The sequence below is a fragment of the Pseudomonas sp. UBA1879 genome (assembly GCF_002338065.1).
Taxonomy (GTDB): domain Bacteria; phylum Pseudomonadota; class Gammaproteobacteria; order Pseudomonadales; family Pseudomonadaceae; genus Aquipseudomonas.
Genome location: NZ_DDHJ01000004.1, coordinates 733960 through 751529 on the forward strand (window position 1 = coordinate 733960; position 17570 = coordinate 751529).

Sequence of the window (17570 nt, forward strand, 5' to 3'; positions counted from 1 at the left end):
AGTGATCTGTCGGGGTGCGTTGGCAAGAGCGAGGCCGGCATCTTAACCCACTGCGGGCCTGGCCTTGCTGCACGACGATTGACCCATGGCAGGGTTTCGTTGTCACAACCCTCATCGCTCGCTTCGATCCGCTAGTCTTGAGCGATCTGGAACAGGAGCCCTACATGTTCGAATCCGCCGAAATCGGCCATACCATCGACGACGACACCTACGACGCCCAGGTCCCGGCCCTACGCGAAGCGCTGCTCGAAGCCCAATATGAACTCCATGAGCAGGCCAAGCGGCCCATTATCGTGCTGATCAACGGCATCGAGGGCGCGGGCAAGGGCGAGACCGTCAAGTTGCTCAACGACTGGATGGACCCGCGTTACATCGAAGTGCGCACCTTCGACCAACAGACGGACGAGGAACTGGCGCATCCACCGGTCTGGCGTTACTGGCGTCAGTTGCCGCCCAAGGGCCGCATCGGCATCTTTTTCGGCAACTGGTACAGCCAGATGATTCAGGGCCGGGTGCACAAACAGTTCAAGGACCCGGTGCTCGATCAGGCGATCAACGCTGCCGAACGCCTGGAAAAGATGCTCGTCGATGAGGGCGCGGTGATCTTCAAGTTCTGGTTTCATCTGTCGAAAAAACAGATGAAATTGCGCCTCAAGACCCTCAAGGATGACCCGTTGCACAGCTGGCGCATCAGCCCCCTGGACTGGCAGCAATCCAAGACCTACGACAAATTCGTGCGCTTCGGCGAGCGGGTGTTGCGCCGCACCAGCCGCGATTATGCGCCGTGGCACGTGATCGAGGGCGTGGACGCCAACTACCGCAGCCTGACCGTGGGCCGCGTGCTGCTCGAAGGCTTGCAGAACGCGCTGAAGACGCCGGAAGGCAACGCCAACCTGGTGAATATCGGGCCGCTGCCGAGCAACACCGATGAGCTGAGCCTGCTCGACAACCTGGACATGACCCTGGCGCTGGAGAAGGACGATTACAACGAACAGCTGATCGTCGAACAGGCGCGTTTGTCCGGGCTGATGCGCGACAAACGCATGCGTCGCCACGCGCTGGTGGCGGTGTTCGAAGGCAACGACGCGGCAGGCAAGGGCGGGGCAATCAAGCGCGTGGCCGGGGCGCTCGATCCGAGGCAGTACCACATCGTGCCGATTGCCGCGCCAACGCAGGACGAATTGGCTCAACCGTATTTGTGGCGCTTTTGGCGGCAGATTCCGTCGCGGGGCAAATTCACGATTTTCGATCGTTCCTGGTATGGCCGGGTGCTGGTCGAGCGGGTCGAAGGTTTTTGTTCCCAGGACGACTGGCTCAGGGCCTACAGCGAGATCAACGATTTCGAAGAACAGCTCACCGACGCGAACATTGTGGTGGTGAAGTTCTGGCTGGCTATCGACGACCAGACCCAACTGGAACGTTTCAAGGCTCGTGAGAAAATACCCTTCAAACGCCACAAGATCACCGACGACGACTGGCGCAACCGCAGCAAATGGCCGCAGTACCGCGAGGCGGTTGGAGATATGGTCGATCGCACCAGCACTGAAATCGCGCCCTGGACGTTGATCGAGGCGAACGACAAACGCTGGGCGCGGGTGAAAGTGCTGCGCACGATCAACGACGCGCTGGAGGCGGCGTTTGAGAAGGGTGACAAAAAGCGCAAGTAGCCTCTACGTGCTCTCTGGAACGTGCTTCATCTGTGGGAGCCGGCTTGCTGGCGAATGCGTCGTGTCAGCGAAACACATGTTGACTGACGTACCGCATTCGCCAGCAAGCCGGCTCCCACAGGTCCTGTGAACGGTCAGGAAATCACCGCTCCCGCAACGCCTCGGTCCGCGCTTTCAGCACCGGCTTCAACAGGTAATCCATCACGCTCTTTTCACCGGTAATGATGTCCACCGTGGCGACCATGCCGGGGATGATCAGCAGGGGTTTTTCGTCACTGCCCAGGTGATTGCGGTCGGTGCGGACCTGGATCAGGTAGAAGGTGTTGCCCTTGTCGTCGGTGGTGGTGTCGGCGCCGATCAGTTCGAGTTTGGCCGGCAGGCCGCCGTAGATGGTGTAGTCGTAGGCGCTGAACTTGACCATGGCTTTTTGTCCCGGATGCAGGAACGCCACATCCTGGGGGCGCACTTTGGCTTCGATCAGCAGGTTGTCGTCCAGCGGCACGATTTCCACCATGTCGCTGCCGGGCTGGACCACACCGCCGATGGTGTTGACCTTGAGCGTTTTAACGATGCCTTTGACCGGCGAGGTGACGGTGGTGCGGGTCACGCGGTCGTCGATGGCGATGCTGGTGGCGCTGGCTTTGGCCAGGTCCGAGCGCTTTTCGTTGAGGTCTTTGGCCGCATCGGAGCGAAAGCTGTCGAGGGATTCCTGAATCTTGCTCCTGATCTCGCTGATCGCCGCTTCCGCCCGGGGAATTGCGAGGGAGGTTGCGTCCATTTGCCCCTTCGCTTCCGAGGCCTTGCCTTTGAGCCGAATGATTTCAACCGGCGACACCGCGCCGCTGTTCACCAACGGCGCCGACATGCTCAGCTCCTGCTGAATGAATCCCAGCTGATTACGGTACTGGTCCTGTTTGGAACGAAACTCGGCAACTTCCTGCATTTTCTGCCGCAGTTGCTCCTGCAGCGTGCGTTGTTCGCTGGCCAGACGGCGCTGGCGCGAGTCGTACAGTGATTGCTCATCTGCTGCGACCTGCGGCGCCTTGCTCAGCACCACGGCAGACGGCTTGAACGGACGCCCTTCGGACTCCGCCGACAGCCGATCCACCTGCGCCATCAACGTGTATTTATCGACCTCGCTCTCGCCCTTGTTCGACAGAAATCGCGTGTCATCGAGGCGCAGCAGGGTGTCGCCCTTGTTCACGATCTGCCCTTCACGGACAAAGATCTCGGTGACGATGCCGCCCTCGAGGTTCTGGATCACCTGAACCTTGCTCGACGGAATCGCTTTGCCTTCGCCCATGGTGACTTCTTCGAGGACGGCGAATTTGGCCCAGACCAGTGCGCTGATGATCAACGCAGCGGCGATCCACACCGTGACGCGCGCGCCGCGGGACGAATCTTCGGCGGCAACGCCAGCGACTTCGGGCATGAACTCGGTGTCGACCTGACGGGCCGGATGAAAGTAGCTGTGAGCGGAAGACATGAGTGACGCTCCTTAAACCGAGGGCGGGCCGACACGGCCCTTGCGCAGGGCTTCGACGACCAATTCTTTGGGGCCGTCTGCGACCACTTTGCCGTTGTCCAGTACCACCAGCCGGTCCACCAGGCTCAGCATCGACATGCGGTGGGTGACCAGCAGCAGTGTCTTGCCTTGCATCCGGTCGAACAGCTTGTGCCGCAGAACATCTTCGCTGGCGTTGTCCATGTGGCTGGTGGGCTCGTCGAGCAACATGATCGGCGGATCGAGCAACAATGCCCGCGCCATCAGCACCGCTTGCCGCTGTCCGCCGGACAGCAACTGCCCGCGCTCACCGACCGGCCGGTCAAAGCCCAACGGGTGACTGCGTGCCAGCTCGGTCACCCCGGTCAGCTCCGCCACTTCGAGCATCCGCGCGTCGGTGACGTAGCGGGCGCCGAGGGTCAGGTTGTCCCGCAGGCTGCCCGCCAACAATGGCAGGTCGTGAGCGACGTAGCCCACTTGCTGACGCAAATCGGCCACGTCCAACTGACGCAGGTCCAACCCGTCGAGCAGCAGCTGGCCTTGGTCCGGCGCGTAGAACCCCATCATCAGGCGCGCCAGGGTGCTTTTACCGGAGCCGCTGCGGCCAATGATGCCGACGCGCTCGCCGGGTCTTATGCTGAGGCTGACGTCCTGCAGCGCTGCCGCCGTGCCCGGGCCGCCATACGCAAAACCGACGTTGACGGCCTGGATTTCACCTTTGAGCAGGGTGTGTTGCAGCGGGGTTTTGCCTGCTTCGCGCTCTTGAGGCAGGGCCATCAGGGCGTCGGTGCTTTTCATCGTGACCTGCGCCTGCTGGTAGCGCGTGATCAGCCCCGCGATCTGCCCCAGCGGCGCCAGTACCCGACTGCCGAGCATGTAGCTGGCGACCAGTGCGCCGACGCTGAGGTTGCCGGCAATGATGATGTACACCCCGGCCACAATGGTCGCCATTCCGGAAAACTGCTGGATGAACAGCGTGCCGTTGCTGGCCAGCGCTGAAAGATCGCGGGCATGGCTGTCGAGGCGGGTGAGGGCGCCGTGGGTGGATTCCCATTTGTGCTGACGCTCGCTTTCGGCGCCGCAAGCCTTGAGGGTTTCCAGGCCGCCCAAGGTTTCCACCAACAGCCCCTGTCGCTCGGCCCCGAGCGCCAGACTGCGTTCCACGGTATCGCGCAGGCGAATCTGAATGATCCAGGCAAACAGGATCGTCACCGGGAACGCCACCAGCGGAATTACCACCAGCCAGCCGCCGAGCAAGCCAATCACCGCCAGCATCAACACAGCAAAGGGCAGGTCGATGATGCTGGTCAGCGTCACGGCGGTCAGGAATTCCCGCAGGCCCTGAAAGTCGTGAATGCTTTGTGCGAAGCCGCCGATGGTGGTCGGGCGCGCTTTCATCGCCATGCCTGTGATGCGCTCGAACAGCGTGGCCGAGAGGATCACATCGGTTTTCTTCCCGGCCTTGTCCAGCAGGTGCGCGCGCACCAGGCGCAGAGTCAGTTCGAAGCCGGTGCCGATCAACAGCCCGATCGCCAACACCCACAGGGTCGACGTCGCCTGATTGGGCACCACGCGGTCGTAGGTCTGCATGACGAACAGCGGCACCATCAGGCCCAGCAGGTTGATCAACAGGCTCGCCAGAATCGCATCGCTGTACAGGCCGCGCGACAGTTTGAGCGTGTCGCGGAACCAGGCGTTGACCCTCGGCACCAGCGGCGCGCGCAAGTTTTCCAGCTCATGTCGCGGGCGGGCAAACAGGGCCTGACCGGTGTAAAGCGTTTGCAGCTCTTCGCGGCTGACCCGTTGCTCGCCACCGTCGGCTTCGCTCGGCAGAATCAGCGCGCGCCCATCGTCTTCCCATCGCCGGAGGATCGCGCAGCGCTTGCCCTTGAGCAGCAGCAACACGGGCAGGTTCAGGCCGTCGATGGCGCCAAGGTCGCGGCGCAGGATGCGCGCCTGCAGACCGGCGCGGGCAGCGGCGCGCGGCAGAAGATCGACGCTCAGCGACTGCTGCGCCAGGGGCAGGCCAGCGCTGAGGCTGCTGCGGCTGGCGCTGCAATCGTGGAGCCGACAGAGGATGAGCAAACCATCCAGCAGCGGGTCGTCGAAGTTCGAACGGGGGTCGAACGGCTGAGCCGGTTCTAAATCAGGCAATTCCATGCTGGTCACAGACTTCTCCCAGCGCTCGCGCGCTACGGTACTTCACTACTTCAGGTCGGGCAGCCGGGCTTCGCTTTTGACTTCCGTCAAGGCGACGGCGGCGGCAGGCAGGACGACGCGCGCCTTGCTCAGCAGTTCGCCTTCGGTGGCCAGCACGCGGTACATCGAATATTCCTCGGTGTAACGCAGTTCGGTGTAGCGGCGGGCGGCGTTGTACAGCTCGTTTTCGCTGTCCAGGAGGTCGAGCAGGGTGCGCTGACCGAGGCCGAACTGGTCCTGATACGCGGCGCGGACCTTGGTAGTGGTCTCGGCGTATTCACGGGCGATCGGGGTCTGCACACGGGCGTTGTTCATCGCGTTCCAGGCCAGCGACAGGTTCTCGTTGATCATGCGCAACGCGTTGTTGCGAATGTCCATGGCCTGGCCGGTCTTGTAGCTGTCCGAGTTGAGGCGGGCTTTGTCGCGGTTGCCGTTGAACAGGTTGTAGTTCATCACCACGGCGGCACGCCATTCGTTGTCGTGACCTTCTTCGCCAGCGATGTTGTTGTTCGCGCCGACCGCCAATTCACCGTCGAAACGCGGGTAGAACGGCGACTTGGCGACTTCGTACTGTTTCTCGGCGGCGTTGACGTCAGCCTGGGCCGATTTCAGGTAGGAGTTGTTGACCAGCATGCTTTGCTTGGCGTCGGTCAGGCTCTTGGGCACTTCACCCTTGATCGACGGCGGCGCTTCCAGCTCATCGGGCATTCTGCCCACCGCGCTGAAGAAGTTGGCTTCGGCGTCGGCCAGATCGACTTGAGCGGTGTAGAAGTTGTTCTCGGCCAGGGCACGGCGGGCCTTGGATTGATCGCTGTCGGCGTTGCTGCCGATGCCGCGATTGGTGCGCAGGCCAATCTGGTCGTTGATGCGCAAATGCGCCTGCAGGTTGTTCTTCGCCAAGTCCAGCAGCTCGCGGCGCTTGAGCACTTCGAGGTACACCTCGATGGCCCGCAGCGCGAGGTCTTCCGAGGTGCCGCGCAGGTAGTAGGCCCGAGAGTTGACCACCGCCTGGGTGCGGCCTACCTCGTTCTTGGTGTTGAACCCGTCGAACAGCATCTGCCGCAGGCGCAGCTCGGATTGGGTGTAGTTGAGGGTTTCTTCGTTGTGGTTGCGGCCGAAAGCGCGTGTGGTGGGGCTGTCGGTGTGTTCGCGACCGTAGGCAGCGACGAGATCGACGGTCGGCAGGTAGCCACCCTTGGCGATTTTGACGTCCTCGTCTGCAGACAATCGGTTGTTGAGGTTGGAATGAATCTCCGGGTGATTGTCGATGGTGTTCTGAATCGCCTGATTCAGCGACATGGCTTGCGCTTGAGCGCAGGCCACCGCCAACACAACTGCACTGTACAGCGGGGTCAAATCGCGCATGAAAAACTCTCCCTGAATGAATGTCGTGCCGCTCACGCCAAAAAACCGTCGAATCGGACTGCTAAAACCGTATCAGGTTTGTAACATCACAGCTAAGAACAACTTTCCGAAATGCTCAGACGTTTTTTTCATATGCCTTATTCCAAAAAAAACTTATGCCATTTTGCCGATTCAGGCGAAGGTGCTTTTCAAGAATTGCCTGTATTCAATGTTTTACAGGCGTCTTCGAGTCTATTAAGGCGTTTCAACGGAAATTTGACGACGTGCGATCAAGTGGTTTTTCGAGCAAAAAACTTGAAAAGATTCAGCGACATAAAATTGTCGCTGCGTGATAGCTCTTGGCTACCTCTGTGCGCATAAAGCACATTTTCTGTTGGATTCGTAACATTTTTTGAGCCGGTGTGTGCAGCAAGGGAGTGGATATGGCCAGGTTGATCGGTACCGTGCAGGCAGTTGTCGGGGAAGTTTTCGCGGTGGCCAGCGATGGCACCAAGCGATTGGTCGTCGAAGGTGACAAGGTGTATGCCGGCGAATCACTGGAAACCGGTGCGACCGGGGCGGTGGCCGTGCACCTGGCGAAAGGCGGTGAACTGACACTGGGACGCGACAGCAGCATGCCGCTGACGCCGGAGATCCTCGCCAATCACGCCACCCATGTGGACACCCCCGATGCACCGGCGCCGAGCCAAGGGCAATTGGCCGACGTGCAGCAGTTGCAGCAACTGATCGCAGCCGGTGCCGACCCGAGCCAAGTCACCGACGCCCCGGCGGCGGGCACGGCCAATCCCGGTGGCTCGCCTTCGGCCTTGGGCGGTGGACACAGCTTCGTGCTGCTGACGGAAACCGCAGGCGTGGTCACCCCCGTCATCGGCTTCCCGACTGCGGGCATCACGCCCACGTTCATCGTGCCGGAAGGGGAAGTGGGCCGGTTCGACGATGGTGGTCCTGGCGCCGACCTGCCGCCCATCGTTACCCCGCCTGACGAGCCGCCGGTGGTCACGCTGCCACCGGATCAACCGCCGCCAGATCAACCGCCGCCGGATCAGCCGCCACCGGATCAGCCACCACCGGTTCAACCTCCGCCAGACCAGCCACCGCCGGTCGATCCGCCGCCGCCACCCGTGAACAAGGGTGTGACGCTGGGCGGCAGTGAGGTCACCCTCAACGAAGCCAACCTCGTCGACGGCAGCGCGCCGAACCCGGACGCCTTGACCCAGAATGGCGTGATCAAGGTCAGTGCCCCTGACGGCTTGCTGACCCTGACCATTGGCGGCATCGACGTGGTGGTTAATGGCGTGTCGATGAGTTCGCCGCAGACCGTCACGCTGCCGTCCGGCAATACGCTGACGATCCTGGGCTACAACCCCAGCACCGGCGAAGCCAGTTACACCTACACGCTCACGGGGCCGGAAACCCACAATCAAGGCGCGGGAACCGTCAACGACGAGCAAATCGCGGTGCATGCCGTGGACAGCAACGGCGACGTCGCCGATGGCAGCATCAACGTGCATGTGCTGGACGACGTGCCTCAGGCCACTGCCGATATCGGCTATGTCAAGGAAGGCGGCGAAACCAGCGGCAACATTCTTGCCAACGACCTGTCCGGCGCCGACGGCCCGGGTGCCGGCGGGCTGATCGTCGGCGTGCGTGCGGGCGATGACACCTCGACCCCGGTGTTCGGTGGCGTCGGCACCGTGATTCAAGGGCTCTACGGCACGTTGACCGTGGATGCCAGCGGCCAGGCGTCCTACGTCGCCAACCCCAATGCCGGTGGCAACGGCGATGCCCAGGACATTTTCACCTACACCATTCGTGATGCCGACGGCGATACCAGCACCACCACGGTCACGGTCAACGTCTACCACAACGATGGGGTGATCATCGGTGGCAGCGACTGCACCCTCAACGAAGCCAACTTGCCGGACGGCACCGACCCGAACGCCGCTGCGCTGACCCAGACCGGCACGATCAAAATCACTGCGCCGGACGGTCTGCAAACCCTCACCGTTGGCGGCATCAACGTCGTCGAAAACGGCACGCCGCTGTCCTCGCCGCAATCGGTCACCCTGCCATCAGGCAGCACCTTCACGGTGCTCAATTACGACCCGGCCACTGGCGAGGTTACCTACACCTACACCCTAAACGGCGCGGAAACCCACAATCAGGGAGACGGCACCCTCAATAACGAGCAGATCGCGGTGCACGCCGTGGACAACGACGGCGACACCGCGGACGGCAACATCAACGTCCACATCACCGACGACGTGCCGCAAGCCACCGCCGACATCGGCTATGTCAAAGAAGGCGGCGAAACCAGCGGCAACATCCTGGCCAACGACCATGTCGGGGCCGATGGGCCAGGCGCGGGTGGCTTGATCGTTGGCGTGCGCGCGGGCGACGACACTTCGTCGCCCGTCTCGGGCGGGGTCGGCACAGTGATTCAGGGGCTCTACGGCACCCTGACCGTGGATGCCAACGGCCAGGCGTCCTACATGGCCAATCCGAACTCCGGCGGCCAGGGCGACGTGAAGGACATTTTCACCTACAGCATTCGCGACGCGGACGGCGACACCAGCACCACGACGATTACCGTCAACGTCTACCACAACGATGGCCCGTTCATTGGCGGCGGCGATTGCACGGTCGATGAAGGCAACCTGCCCGGTGGCTCGCACCCGAATGACGACGCTCTGACCCAGACCGGCACGATCAAAGTGACGGCACCGGATGGCGTGCAAAACCTGATCGTCGGCGGCATCGTTGTGATCGATCACGGCGTGCCGCTGTCATCGCCACAATCCACCACGCTGCCTTCGGGCAACACGCTGACCGTGCTGCATTACGACCCGAGCACCGGTGACGTGACGTACACCTACACGCTGAATCAGGCGGAAAATCACAACCAGGGTGACGGCACCTCGCTGAGCGATCCGATTCCTGTGCACGCTGTGGACACCAACGGGGACGTCCGCGACGGCACGGTTGTGGTCAAGATCCTCGACGACACGCCCCAGGCCCATTGCGACATCGGCACGGTCGTGGCCGGTGGCGATGTCAGCGGCAACCTGCTGCTCAATGATTCGGCGGGCGCCGATGGGGCAGGCGCCAACGGTCTGATCATCGGGGTACGCGCAGGCAGCGACACAAACACCCCGGCCATCGGCGGTCTCAACACCGTGATCACCGGGTTGTACGGCACGTTGATTGTCGATGGCCAAGGCAACGCGACCTACCACAGCGATCCGTCACAGGTCGGGCCGCAAGGTGAGCAGGACGTGTTCACCTACACCATCCGTGACGCCGATGGCGACACCAGCACCACCACGGTCACCGTCAACGTGACCGCGCCATGCCCGCCCGTGGCCTGCAACGACCACGACGTCACCGTGCAGGAAAGCGCCCTCGACACCCACAAGGACGGCCAGGATCTGGCGCCAGGTCTCGTCACCGGCAGCCACCCCGGCTCCACGGCGGAAACCGGCAGTGGCAGCGTGGCCAACGCTGTGCAGGGCGGCACCGGCGCGCTGACCTTCGCCCTCGAAGGGGCGCAGAACGGCACCGTGCAAGGGCAGTACGGCGTACTGCACCTGAACACCGACGGCAGCTACACCTACACCCTGACCTCGGCGCCGCACACGACGCCGGCGGCCAATGACGGGCCGAACGTGACCCATGAAGCGTTCAATTACACCGTCACCGATTCGCTGGGCCAGTCTTCGACGGCGCAGATCGTGGTCAACATCGTCGATGACCAGCCCCAGGCTGCCGACCTCGAAAAAACCGTGACCACGGACCCGGTCAACAGCAACCTGATGCTGATCGTCGACAACTCGGCGAGCATGAACGACGCCTCGGGTGTCAACGGTCTTTCTCGTCTGGGCCTGGAAAAACAGGCCATCGTCGCGTTGCTCGACAAATACGAAGCCCTCGGCGACGTGCGCGTGCAACTGGTGACGTTCAACAGCGAGGCGAACATCGGCAGTGATCAATGGGTCGATGTGGCCACCGCGAAGAACATGGTCAATGCGATCACTGCGGGCAATGGCACCAACTACGACGCCGCGCTGGCTTCGGCGCAACAGGCGTTCGTGCAGAAAGGCGCGCTCAGCGGGGCGCAGAACCTGGCGTACTTCTTTTCGGACGGCAACCCGACCGTTTCGCCACAGCATTCCGATCCAGGTCGCGAGCCGAATCCGGCCCGTGGCGATGGCATCAGCCCAAGCGAAGAGGCCGTCTGGACTCACTTCCTCGACAGCCATGACATCAACGCCTTCGCCATTGGCGTCGGCACTGACATCAGCAGCCAATACCTCAACCCTGTCGCCTACAACGGCGCCACCGGCAGCAATACCAGCGCGGTGATCGTCACCGACCTCGGCCAGCTGAACGCTGTGCTGACCGGCACTGTGCAAGGCGGCGTACAGGGCAGCCTGTTAGAGGGCGGCACCTTTGGCGCGGATCAAGGCTTCGTCAAATCCGTCAGCGTCGAGGGCACGACGTACACCTTCAATCCCCAGGCTCACAGCCACCAAGGCGGAATCACTGTCAGTGGCGGTCCGAACCACAGCAGCTTCGAGGGCACCAGCCATACGCTCACGGTCACGGGCCAGCACGGCACGTTCGTGGTCAACATGAACACCGGCGACTACAGCTACACGCCCGCCGCCGGCCTCACGGAGTCGGCAACCGACACGATTCACTACGTGCTGGGCGATAACGACGGCGACCTCGCCGGTGCCAATCTTGTCGTGCATGTCGAAGCCAGCGCGCCGAGTACGCCGACGCCGGTCTACGACGCGCCGGTGGCAGTCGCTGACACTGTCATCACCAACCTAAGCGGCTCGAGCATCGTCATTCCTGGCGCTGCGCTGGTAGCCAACGACGTATCGGGCAATGGCGGTGCGCTGACGGTGTCGCCGGGCAGCTTCACCACGGGCTGGAGCGCGCGGGGTGCAGACTTCAAGGCCGGTTCCCTCAAGACGATCCATTTCAACGGCCAGTCCGATACGGACGTGAACCAGCTGAAAAACCTCAACCGCAGCGACTTCTTCAGCAACACCGCGACGACCGCGATGTTGGTGATCAGCGGGTTCCTCGGGGCGGTCAACGCTTCGCCGTCCAACGCTCAGGACTTGTACAGCGTGCAGTTGAAGGCGGGTGAAACGGTCACGGTCGATCACAATCTGACCAATGACGTGCTAGGCATGGCCTGGCAATTCGAAGACGGCACCGCCCACGGCCTTGGCGACGGCGGCACCTTCACCGCGAGCGAAGACGGTACTTACCGCCTGATCGTGGTCAATCAGGCCGACGCGGATGTTCAGGGCAATTACGAGCTGCACCTGTCCATCGACACGGCGGCGGTCAATACCACGCCGGATGTGCAAAGCGCCTACACCGTTACCGATGCCCACGGCAACAGCAGCACGGCCCCCCTCGACATTAGCCATCAAGACGGCCACGTTGTGGTCGGCACGGCGGGCGATGACGTGCTGGTCGGGGCCGCCAACAGCGAGCTGCATGGCGGCGACGGCAATGACGTGCTGGTGGCCGGGCCGGGCAATAACGAGCTGTTCGGTGACAACGGCAACGACACGCTTTTCAGCGGATCGGGCAATGACCTGCTCGACGGCGGCGCAGGCACCAACACCGCCGACTACTCGCTGGCGACGGCAGGGGTGACCGTGAGCACCGCCGAAACGGGCCCGCAGCACACGGGCGGGGCGGGCACAGACACCCTGGTCAACATCCAGAACCTCATCGGCTCCAACTACAACGATCACCTGACCGGGGATTCGGGCAGCAACGTGTTGAATGGCGGCTTGGGCAATGACGTCCTCAACGGTGGGGCAGGGGATGACATCCTCATCGGCGGACCGGGCAATAACACCCTGACCGGTGGGCAGGGTCACGACACCTTCCTTTATCAGGCAGGCAATACCGGGCACGACACGATCACCGACTTCAACTTCGGTATCGACAAGCTGGACCTGTCGCAACTGCTGCAAGGCGAACACGGGGACGCGAACTCGCTGGAGAACTTCCTGCACTTCAGCGTCAGCGGCAACGGCGCTTCGCTGGTGTCCTCGATTGATGTCAGCAGCGTGGCGGGCGGCGCCGCAACGCAAACCATCGACCTGGCGGGCGTCAATCTGGCTCAGCATTACGGCGTCACCCCCGGGGCCGGAGGCGCCATTGCCGGAGGCGCCGACACCGCGTCGATCATCAACGGCATGCTCGGCGATCATTCGCTGAAAGTGGATACGGTGTGATCGACGGGGTTTGAGAAGCGGAGCTGGGGGTGCAGGGTGTCATGAATCCCGCACCCCCAGGCGGCGGTTCTGCGCTGCGCCGCCCTCGCGCTCGTCGTGGAAATCGCCACGCAGGCCGACCCGCACCCTGTATCAATGACTCAACACAATGCCTGTAGGAGACGCCGGAGGCACGACGGCGGCGACGGCGGGGTGTCAGACCCTTCACCTGTCACTGACCCACCGCGTCGCGGCCGTCGTCCCTCCGGCGGCTCCTACAGATTTTGGGGAGAGGTGGAGGGCTGGGTACGGCACAAAATCGCCACGCAGGCCGACCCGCGCGCTATATCGGTGACTCAACACAGTGCCTGTAGGAGACGCCGGAGGCACGACGGCGGCGGGCCCGAGACCATTCAAACGCCGATGAATACGTGCCGCGCGTTATCGACGCAATGTCTTCTGCCGCACAATAAACACGGTCACCCCCACCGCGCTCGCCAGCATAAACACGCGAGCCCACATTGACGGCACCAGCCAGCACGAAAACCCGATGCTTACCCACATCGACCCGATCGCCCACGCCTTGCCCTTGAGCGGAATCCCATCCCCCGCCAGATACCCACGAATCCACGGACCGAGCCGAGGGTGATCGACCAGCCAATGATAAAAGCGGGGAGAACTGCGCGCGAAACAGGCCGCTGCCAGCAAAAGAAAAGGCGTCGTCGGCAACACAGGAAGAAAAATCCCGATCACCCCCAACGCCACACTTAGCCAGCCAACGCCCTGCAACAGACCCCGTACAAGCCGCGACCGACTCGTAGGGGGGGATGAATCGCTCGAACCACTCGGCGCCATTGGCGCCGACTCAATGGTGACGGGGCTTGAGAATCGCCGGTTTCTCATCCGGCGCGTGCAACAGCAGATACAACGCGGTCAGCGCCTCTGGAATCTGCACGATCATGTCGTCCATCAGGTTGGCATCAGCGGCAATGTCCGCGAACTCCGCCTGCTCATCGAACAGACCTGAACCGACCATGATCGGCAACAACATCTCGCTGACTTCTTCCTCGTCATTCTCGAACCACGCCGATTCACGCAGGAAGACACCTTCCATGAAGCCGATGCACCAGCCGCGCAGTTCGGAATCGTCCGGGTCATCGCCCAGGTCCAGATCGCAGGGCAGTTCGAATTCTTCATCCGAGGCCAACTGACGGGCGATGTGTTCTTTGAGCTTGATCAGCGTGGCTTCGATTTCCTCGTGCTGCGCCTGATCGGCGTAGTGCGGCGGCTCGGCGAACAGCGCGTCGATCCACTCCCGGTCGGGGACGGTTTCAGCACAGATCGACAGCGCGGTCAGGTAGCCATGGGCGGCTACATAGTCCAGCGCTTCGTCATGCAGCTCATCGGCATCGAGGAAGGCTTGCAGGCGGTGTAATTGCTCAGCGAAGGACATGGACGGACTACCCTGGAAATAAACGATGCTGAATTCTAGGCCTTGGGGGCTGTAGATGCCAGCAAAGAGGCCCATGGAATCGGCATTCTTGATAATTTCGACCGCTGGTGTCGCCGCTGTCCTATCTCCGGGAGCGCTCCGGTATACTGCCGCGCTTTGCGATTTCAACAGCGATGTCTGACCCGCTGTAGTAGCACCATCCGGGGTATTTATGCTCGACCAGGCTCAACGCGTACTTAAAGACATCTTCGGCTACGACAGTTTCCGTGGTCGCCAGGGTGCCATTATCGAGCGCGTGGCCAGTGGCGGTGATGCGTTGGTGTTGATGCCCACAGGCGGCGGCAAGTCCTTGTGTTTTCAAGTGCCTGGCCTGTTGCGCGAAGGCCTGGCCGTGGTGGTGTCGCCGCTGATCGCGCTGATGGACGATCAAGTCGCGACCCTCGACGAGCTGGGGGTGTCGGCCGCCGCACTGAACTCGACCTTGAGCGCCGAACAGCAGCGGGACCTGGCCAACCGGATTCGCCTGGGCGAAGTCAAAATGCTCTATCTGGCGCCCGAGCGGTTGGTTCAGCCGCGCATGCTGGCGTTCCTGCAAAATCTCAAGATCGCCCTGTTCGCCATCGACGAAGCCCACTGCGTATCGCAATGGGGTCATGATTTCCGCCCCGAATACCTGCAATTGGGCCAGTTGGCCGAGTTGTTCCCGGACGTACCGCGCATCGCCCTGACGGCCACGGCCGACAAGCGTACCCGCGAAGAAATCGTTACCCGCCTGCATTTGCAGAATGCCGAACGCTTCCTGTCGAGCTTCGACCGGCCGAACATTTTTTACCGCATCGTGCCCAAGGAGCAGCCGCGCAAACAGTTGCTGGCCTTTCTCTCCGAACGGCGCAGCGATGCCGGGATCGTCTATTGCCTGTCGCGCAAGAAAGTCGAGGAAACCGCAGCGTTTCTCAGCGACAACGGTTATCCCGCCTTGCCGTACCACGCTGGACTGCCCATCGAAACCCGCTCCGAGAACCAGCGCCGCTTCCTTAATGAAGAAGGCCTGATCATGGTGGCGACCATTGCGTTCGGCATGGGCATCGACAAGCCCAACGTCCGTTTCGTGGCCCACCTGGACCTGCCTAAATCCCTGGAAGCCTACTACCAGGAAACCGGTCGGGCAGGGCGCGATGGCTTGCCCGCCGACGCCTGGATGGCCTACGGGCTGCAAGACGTGGTGATGCTCAAGCAGATGTTGCAGAACTCCGAGGGCGACGAGCGCCACAAGCGCGTGGAGCAACACAAGCTCGATGCCATGCTGTCGCTGTGCGAAGAAACCCGCTGTCGGCGTCAGGCCTTGCTCGCCTATTTCGACGAACACATGGCCAACCCTTGCGGCCATTGCGACAACTGCGTCGACGATGTGCAGACCTGGGACGCCACCGAACCGGCTCGTCAAGCGCTGTCGGCGATCTACCGCACCGGCCAGCGCTACGGCGTCGGGCATCTGGTGGATGTGCTGTTGGGCAAAGAAAACGATAAGGTCCAGAGCTTCGGTCATCAGAAACTGGCAGTGTTTGGCGTGGGCAAGGGCCGCAGCGAGGGCGAATGGCGCTCGCTGTTTCGTCAATTGGTCGCACGCGGGCTCGCGGATACCGACCTTGAAGGCTACGGCGGTCTGCGTTTGAGCGATTCGTGCCGTCCTTTATTGCGCGGCGAAGTCACCCTGGAACTGCGCCGGGATCTCAAACCCCAAGTGACCGCGAAGGCGTCCGGCAGCCCGGCAAGCCAGCTGGTGCGGGCCGAAGAGCGCGAACAGTGGGAGGCCTTGCGCACATTGCGTCGCAAGCTGGCCGAAGAGCATGGTGTGCCGCCGTACGTCATCTTCCCGGATTCGACCCTGCTGGAAATGCTCCGCAGCCAGCCCGGCAACATGGCTGAAATGGGGCGGGTCAGCGGCGTCGGTGCGCGCAAGCTGGAGCGTTATGGCGAGGCCTTCCTCGAAGTCCTGGGGGGGGCGGCCCCGGCGCCACGGGTGGTGACCGACCTGCGCCATGAGCTGATCAGCCTGGCCCGCGCGGGCATGACGCCGATGCAGATCGCCGGCCAACTACAATGCTCGGAAAAGAACGTGTACACCCTGCTGGCTGAAGCCATCGGCAGTCAGCAGCTGTCCCTGGAGCAGGCGCTGGATCTGCCGGAAGACCTGCTCACCGAAATTCAGGACGCCTTCCTCGACGGCGAAGGCGAACTGCCCCCCGTCGCCGCTATCGCCGAACTGTTCACCGGTCGTGTGCCGGAGGGCGTGCTGTACTGCGTGCGTGCAGCGTTGCAGTCCGAGTTTGAGGTTTAAAAGCCACTCGCGCTTACGTTCAAACAACACATTGCCTGTGGGCGCCGGCTTGCCGGCTTGCCGGCGAATACGGTCTGACAGTTGACGAAGAGGTCGCTGACCCTCCGCTTTCGCCAGCAAGCCGACTCCCACAGGGTGGGTATGCGGGCTTGAGGGAGTGAATACCTCAGGCCAAACTGGCCGCTTTCCGGTGTATGCCGCCTCGGTGCGACGAAACGCCACACCCGGCCCCTTGCCTCGTCCCAGGCTCCATGGTTAGCTGCCTATTGATTAGGAATTGCCCTTAACCATCGAGTTACTTATGCCGTTATCAGAAGAACACCGCTTTGGCATGCAACTGGCCAGTCTGTCCCGTGGCTGGCGTGCCGAACTGGACCGTCGACTGGCCGATCTCGGACTGTCTCAAGCGCGTTGGCTGGTCCTGTTGCACCTGGCCCGTTTCCAGGAGGCCCCCACCCAGCGCGAACTGGCGCAGAGCGTCGGCGTTGAAGGCCCGACCTTGGCGCGGTTGCTCGACAGCTTGGAAAGTCAGGGGCTGGTCAAACGGCAGGCGGTCGTCGAAGACCGACGGGCGAAGAAAATTCTCTTGAGTGACACGGCGCGGCCGCTGATCGAAAAAATCGAGACCATCGCCACGGCGTTGCGTCATGAACTGTTCGAGGGCATCGATGTGAATGATTTGCGAGTGTGCATGCGCGTGCACTCGATGATTCTGGCCAATCTGGAAAAATCCTGACGTTATGGCCCCGCGCCAGCGACAAATACATTGAACCTGTCGAAACATCCTGTTCTA

9 protein-coding genes are annotated in these 17570 nt (G+C 62.2%); 4 read left to right on the forward strand and 5 right to left on the reverse strand.

The genetic code is table 11. The annotated features are described in order from the left end of the window. Positions 1 to 164 precede the first annotated feature (164 nt). On the forward strand, positions 165 to 1667 hold the full coding sequence (gene pap, locus B3N48_RS06520; RefSeq protein WP_296180933.1) for a polyphosphate:AMP phosphotransferase: 1503 nt from the start codon (positions 165 to 167) through the stop codon (positions 1665 to 1667). A gap of 142 nt (positions 1668 to 1809) precedes the next feature. Here the strand turns inward: pap and B3N48_RS06525 are convergent, their stop codons facing one another. Genes B3N48_RS06525 through B3N48_RS06535 form a run of 3 tightly spaced genes read right to left on the reverse strand, consistent with a single transcriptional unit; the run spans position 1810 to position 6735 of the window. Continuing rightward, positions 1810 to 3153, reverse strand: coding sequence for an HlyD family type I secretion periplasmic adaptor subunit (locus B3N48_RS06525; protein ID WP_296180936.1), 1344 nt, complete (start codon positions 3151 to 3153; stop codon positions 1810 to 1812). A 12-nt stretch (positions 3154 to 3165) separates the two neighbouring features. Then, positions 3166 to 5331, reverse strand: a complete 2166-nt coding sequence (locus tag B3N48_RS06530) for a type I secretion system permease/ATPase (RefSeq protein WP_296181640.1) — start codon at positions 5329 to 5331, stop codon at positions 3166 to 3168. 45 nt (positions 5332 to 5376) lie between these two features. After that, positions 5377 to 6735, reverse strand: coding sequence for a TolC family outer membrane protein (locus tag B3N48_RS06535; protein WP_296180938.1), 1359 nt, complete (start codon positions 6733 to 6735; stop codon positions 5377 to 5379). Positions 6736 to 7157: 422 nt separating this feature from the next. Here B3N48_RS06535 and B3N48_RS06540 point away from each other — a divergent pair, with 422 nt between their 5' ends. Further along, on the forward strand, positions 7158 to 13007 hold the full coding sequence (locus tag B3N48_RS06540) for a retention module-containing protein (protein WP_296180940.1): 5850 nt from the start codon (positions 7158 to 7160) through the stop codon (positions 13005 to 13007). A 420-nt stretch (positions 13008 to 13427) separates the two neighbouring features. Here the strand turns inward: B3N48_RS06540 and B3N48_RS06545 are convergent, their stop codons facing one another. Together B3N48_RS06545 and B3N48_RS06550 are read right to left on the reverse strand one after the other, a co-directional pair. Next, positions 13428 to 13841 (reverse strand): YbaN family protein, encoded by a 414-nt coding sequence (locus B3N48_RS06545; protein ID WP_296180943.1) that lies wholly within the window; start codon positions 13839 to 13841, stop codon positions 13428 to 13430. A 10-nt stretch (positions 13842 to 13851) separates the two neighbouring features. Then, positions 13852 to 14439, reverse strand: a complete 588-nt coding sequence (locus B3N48_RS06550; RefSeq protein WP_110947439.1) for a YecA family protein — start codon at positions 14437 to 14439, stop codon at positions 13852 to 13854. 211 nt (positions 14440 to 14650) lie between these two features. Between B3N48_RS06550 and recQ the strand changes: the two genes are divergently transcribed. Both recQ and B3N48_RS06560 read left to right on the forward strand, forming a co-directional pair. After that, the gene (recQ, locus tag B3N48_RS06555) at positions 14651 to 16777 is read left to right on the forward strand and encodes a DNA helicase RecQ (RefSeq protein ID WP_296180945.1); all 2127 of its coding nucleotides are present in this window, start codon (positions 14651 to 14653) and stop codon (positions 16775 to 16777) included. A gap of 301 nt (positions 16778 to 17078) precedes the next feature. Further along, positions 17079 to 17513: a MarR family transcriptional regulator gene (locus B3N48_RS06560; protein WP_296180946.1), complete on the forward strand. Its 435-nt coding sequence runs from the start codon at positions 17079 to 17081 to the stop codon at positions 17511 to 17513. Positions 17514 to 17570 lie beyond the last annotated feature (57 nt).

Excerpts from the sequence above, each read along its gene's own strand:
- pap (WP_296180933.1), top strand. The coding sequence starts at position 165 with ATGTTCGAATCCGCCGAAATCGGCCATACCATCGACGACGACACCTAC.
- B3N48_RS06525 (WP_296180936.1), bottom strand. The coding sequence starts at position 3,153 with ATGTCTTCCGCTCACAGCTACTTTCATCCGGCCCGTCAGGTCGACACC.
- B3N48_RS06530 (WP_296181640.1), bottom strand. The coding sequence starts at position 5,331 with ATGGAATTGCCTGATTTAGAACCGGCTCAGCCGTTCGACCCCCGTTCG.
- B3N48_RS06535 (WP_296180938.1), bottom strand. The coding sequence starts at position 6,735 with ATGCGCGATTTGACCCCGCTGTACAGTGCAGTTGTGTTGGCGGTGGCC.
- B3N48_RS06540 (WP_296180940.1), top strand. The coding sequence starts at position 7,158 with ATGGCCAGGTTGATCGGTACCGTGCAGGCAGTTGTCGGGGAAGTTTTC.
- B3N48_RS06545 (WP_296180943.1), bottom strand. The coding sequence starts at position 13,841 with ATGGCGCCGAGTGGTTCGAGCGATTCATCCCCCCCTACGAGTCGGTCG.
- B3N48_RS06550 (WP_110947439.1), bottom strand. The coding sequence starts at position 14,439 with ATGTCCTTCGCTGAGCAATTACACCGCCTGCAAGCCTTCCTCGATGCC.
- recQ (WP_296180945.1), top strand. The coding sequence starts at position 14,651 with ATGCTCGACCAGGCTCAACGCGTACTTAAAGACATCTTCGGCTACGAC.
- B3N48_RS06560 (WP_296180946.1), top strand. The coding sequence starts at position 17,079 with ATGCCGTTATCAGAAGAACACCGCTTTGGCATGCAACTGGCCAGTCTG.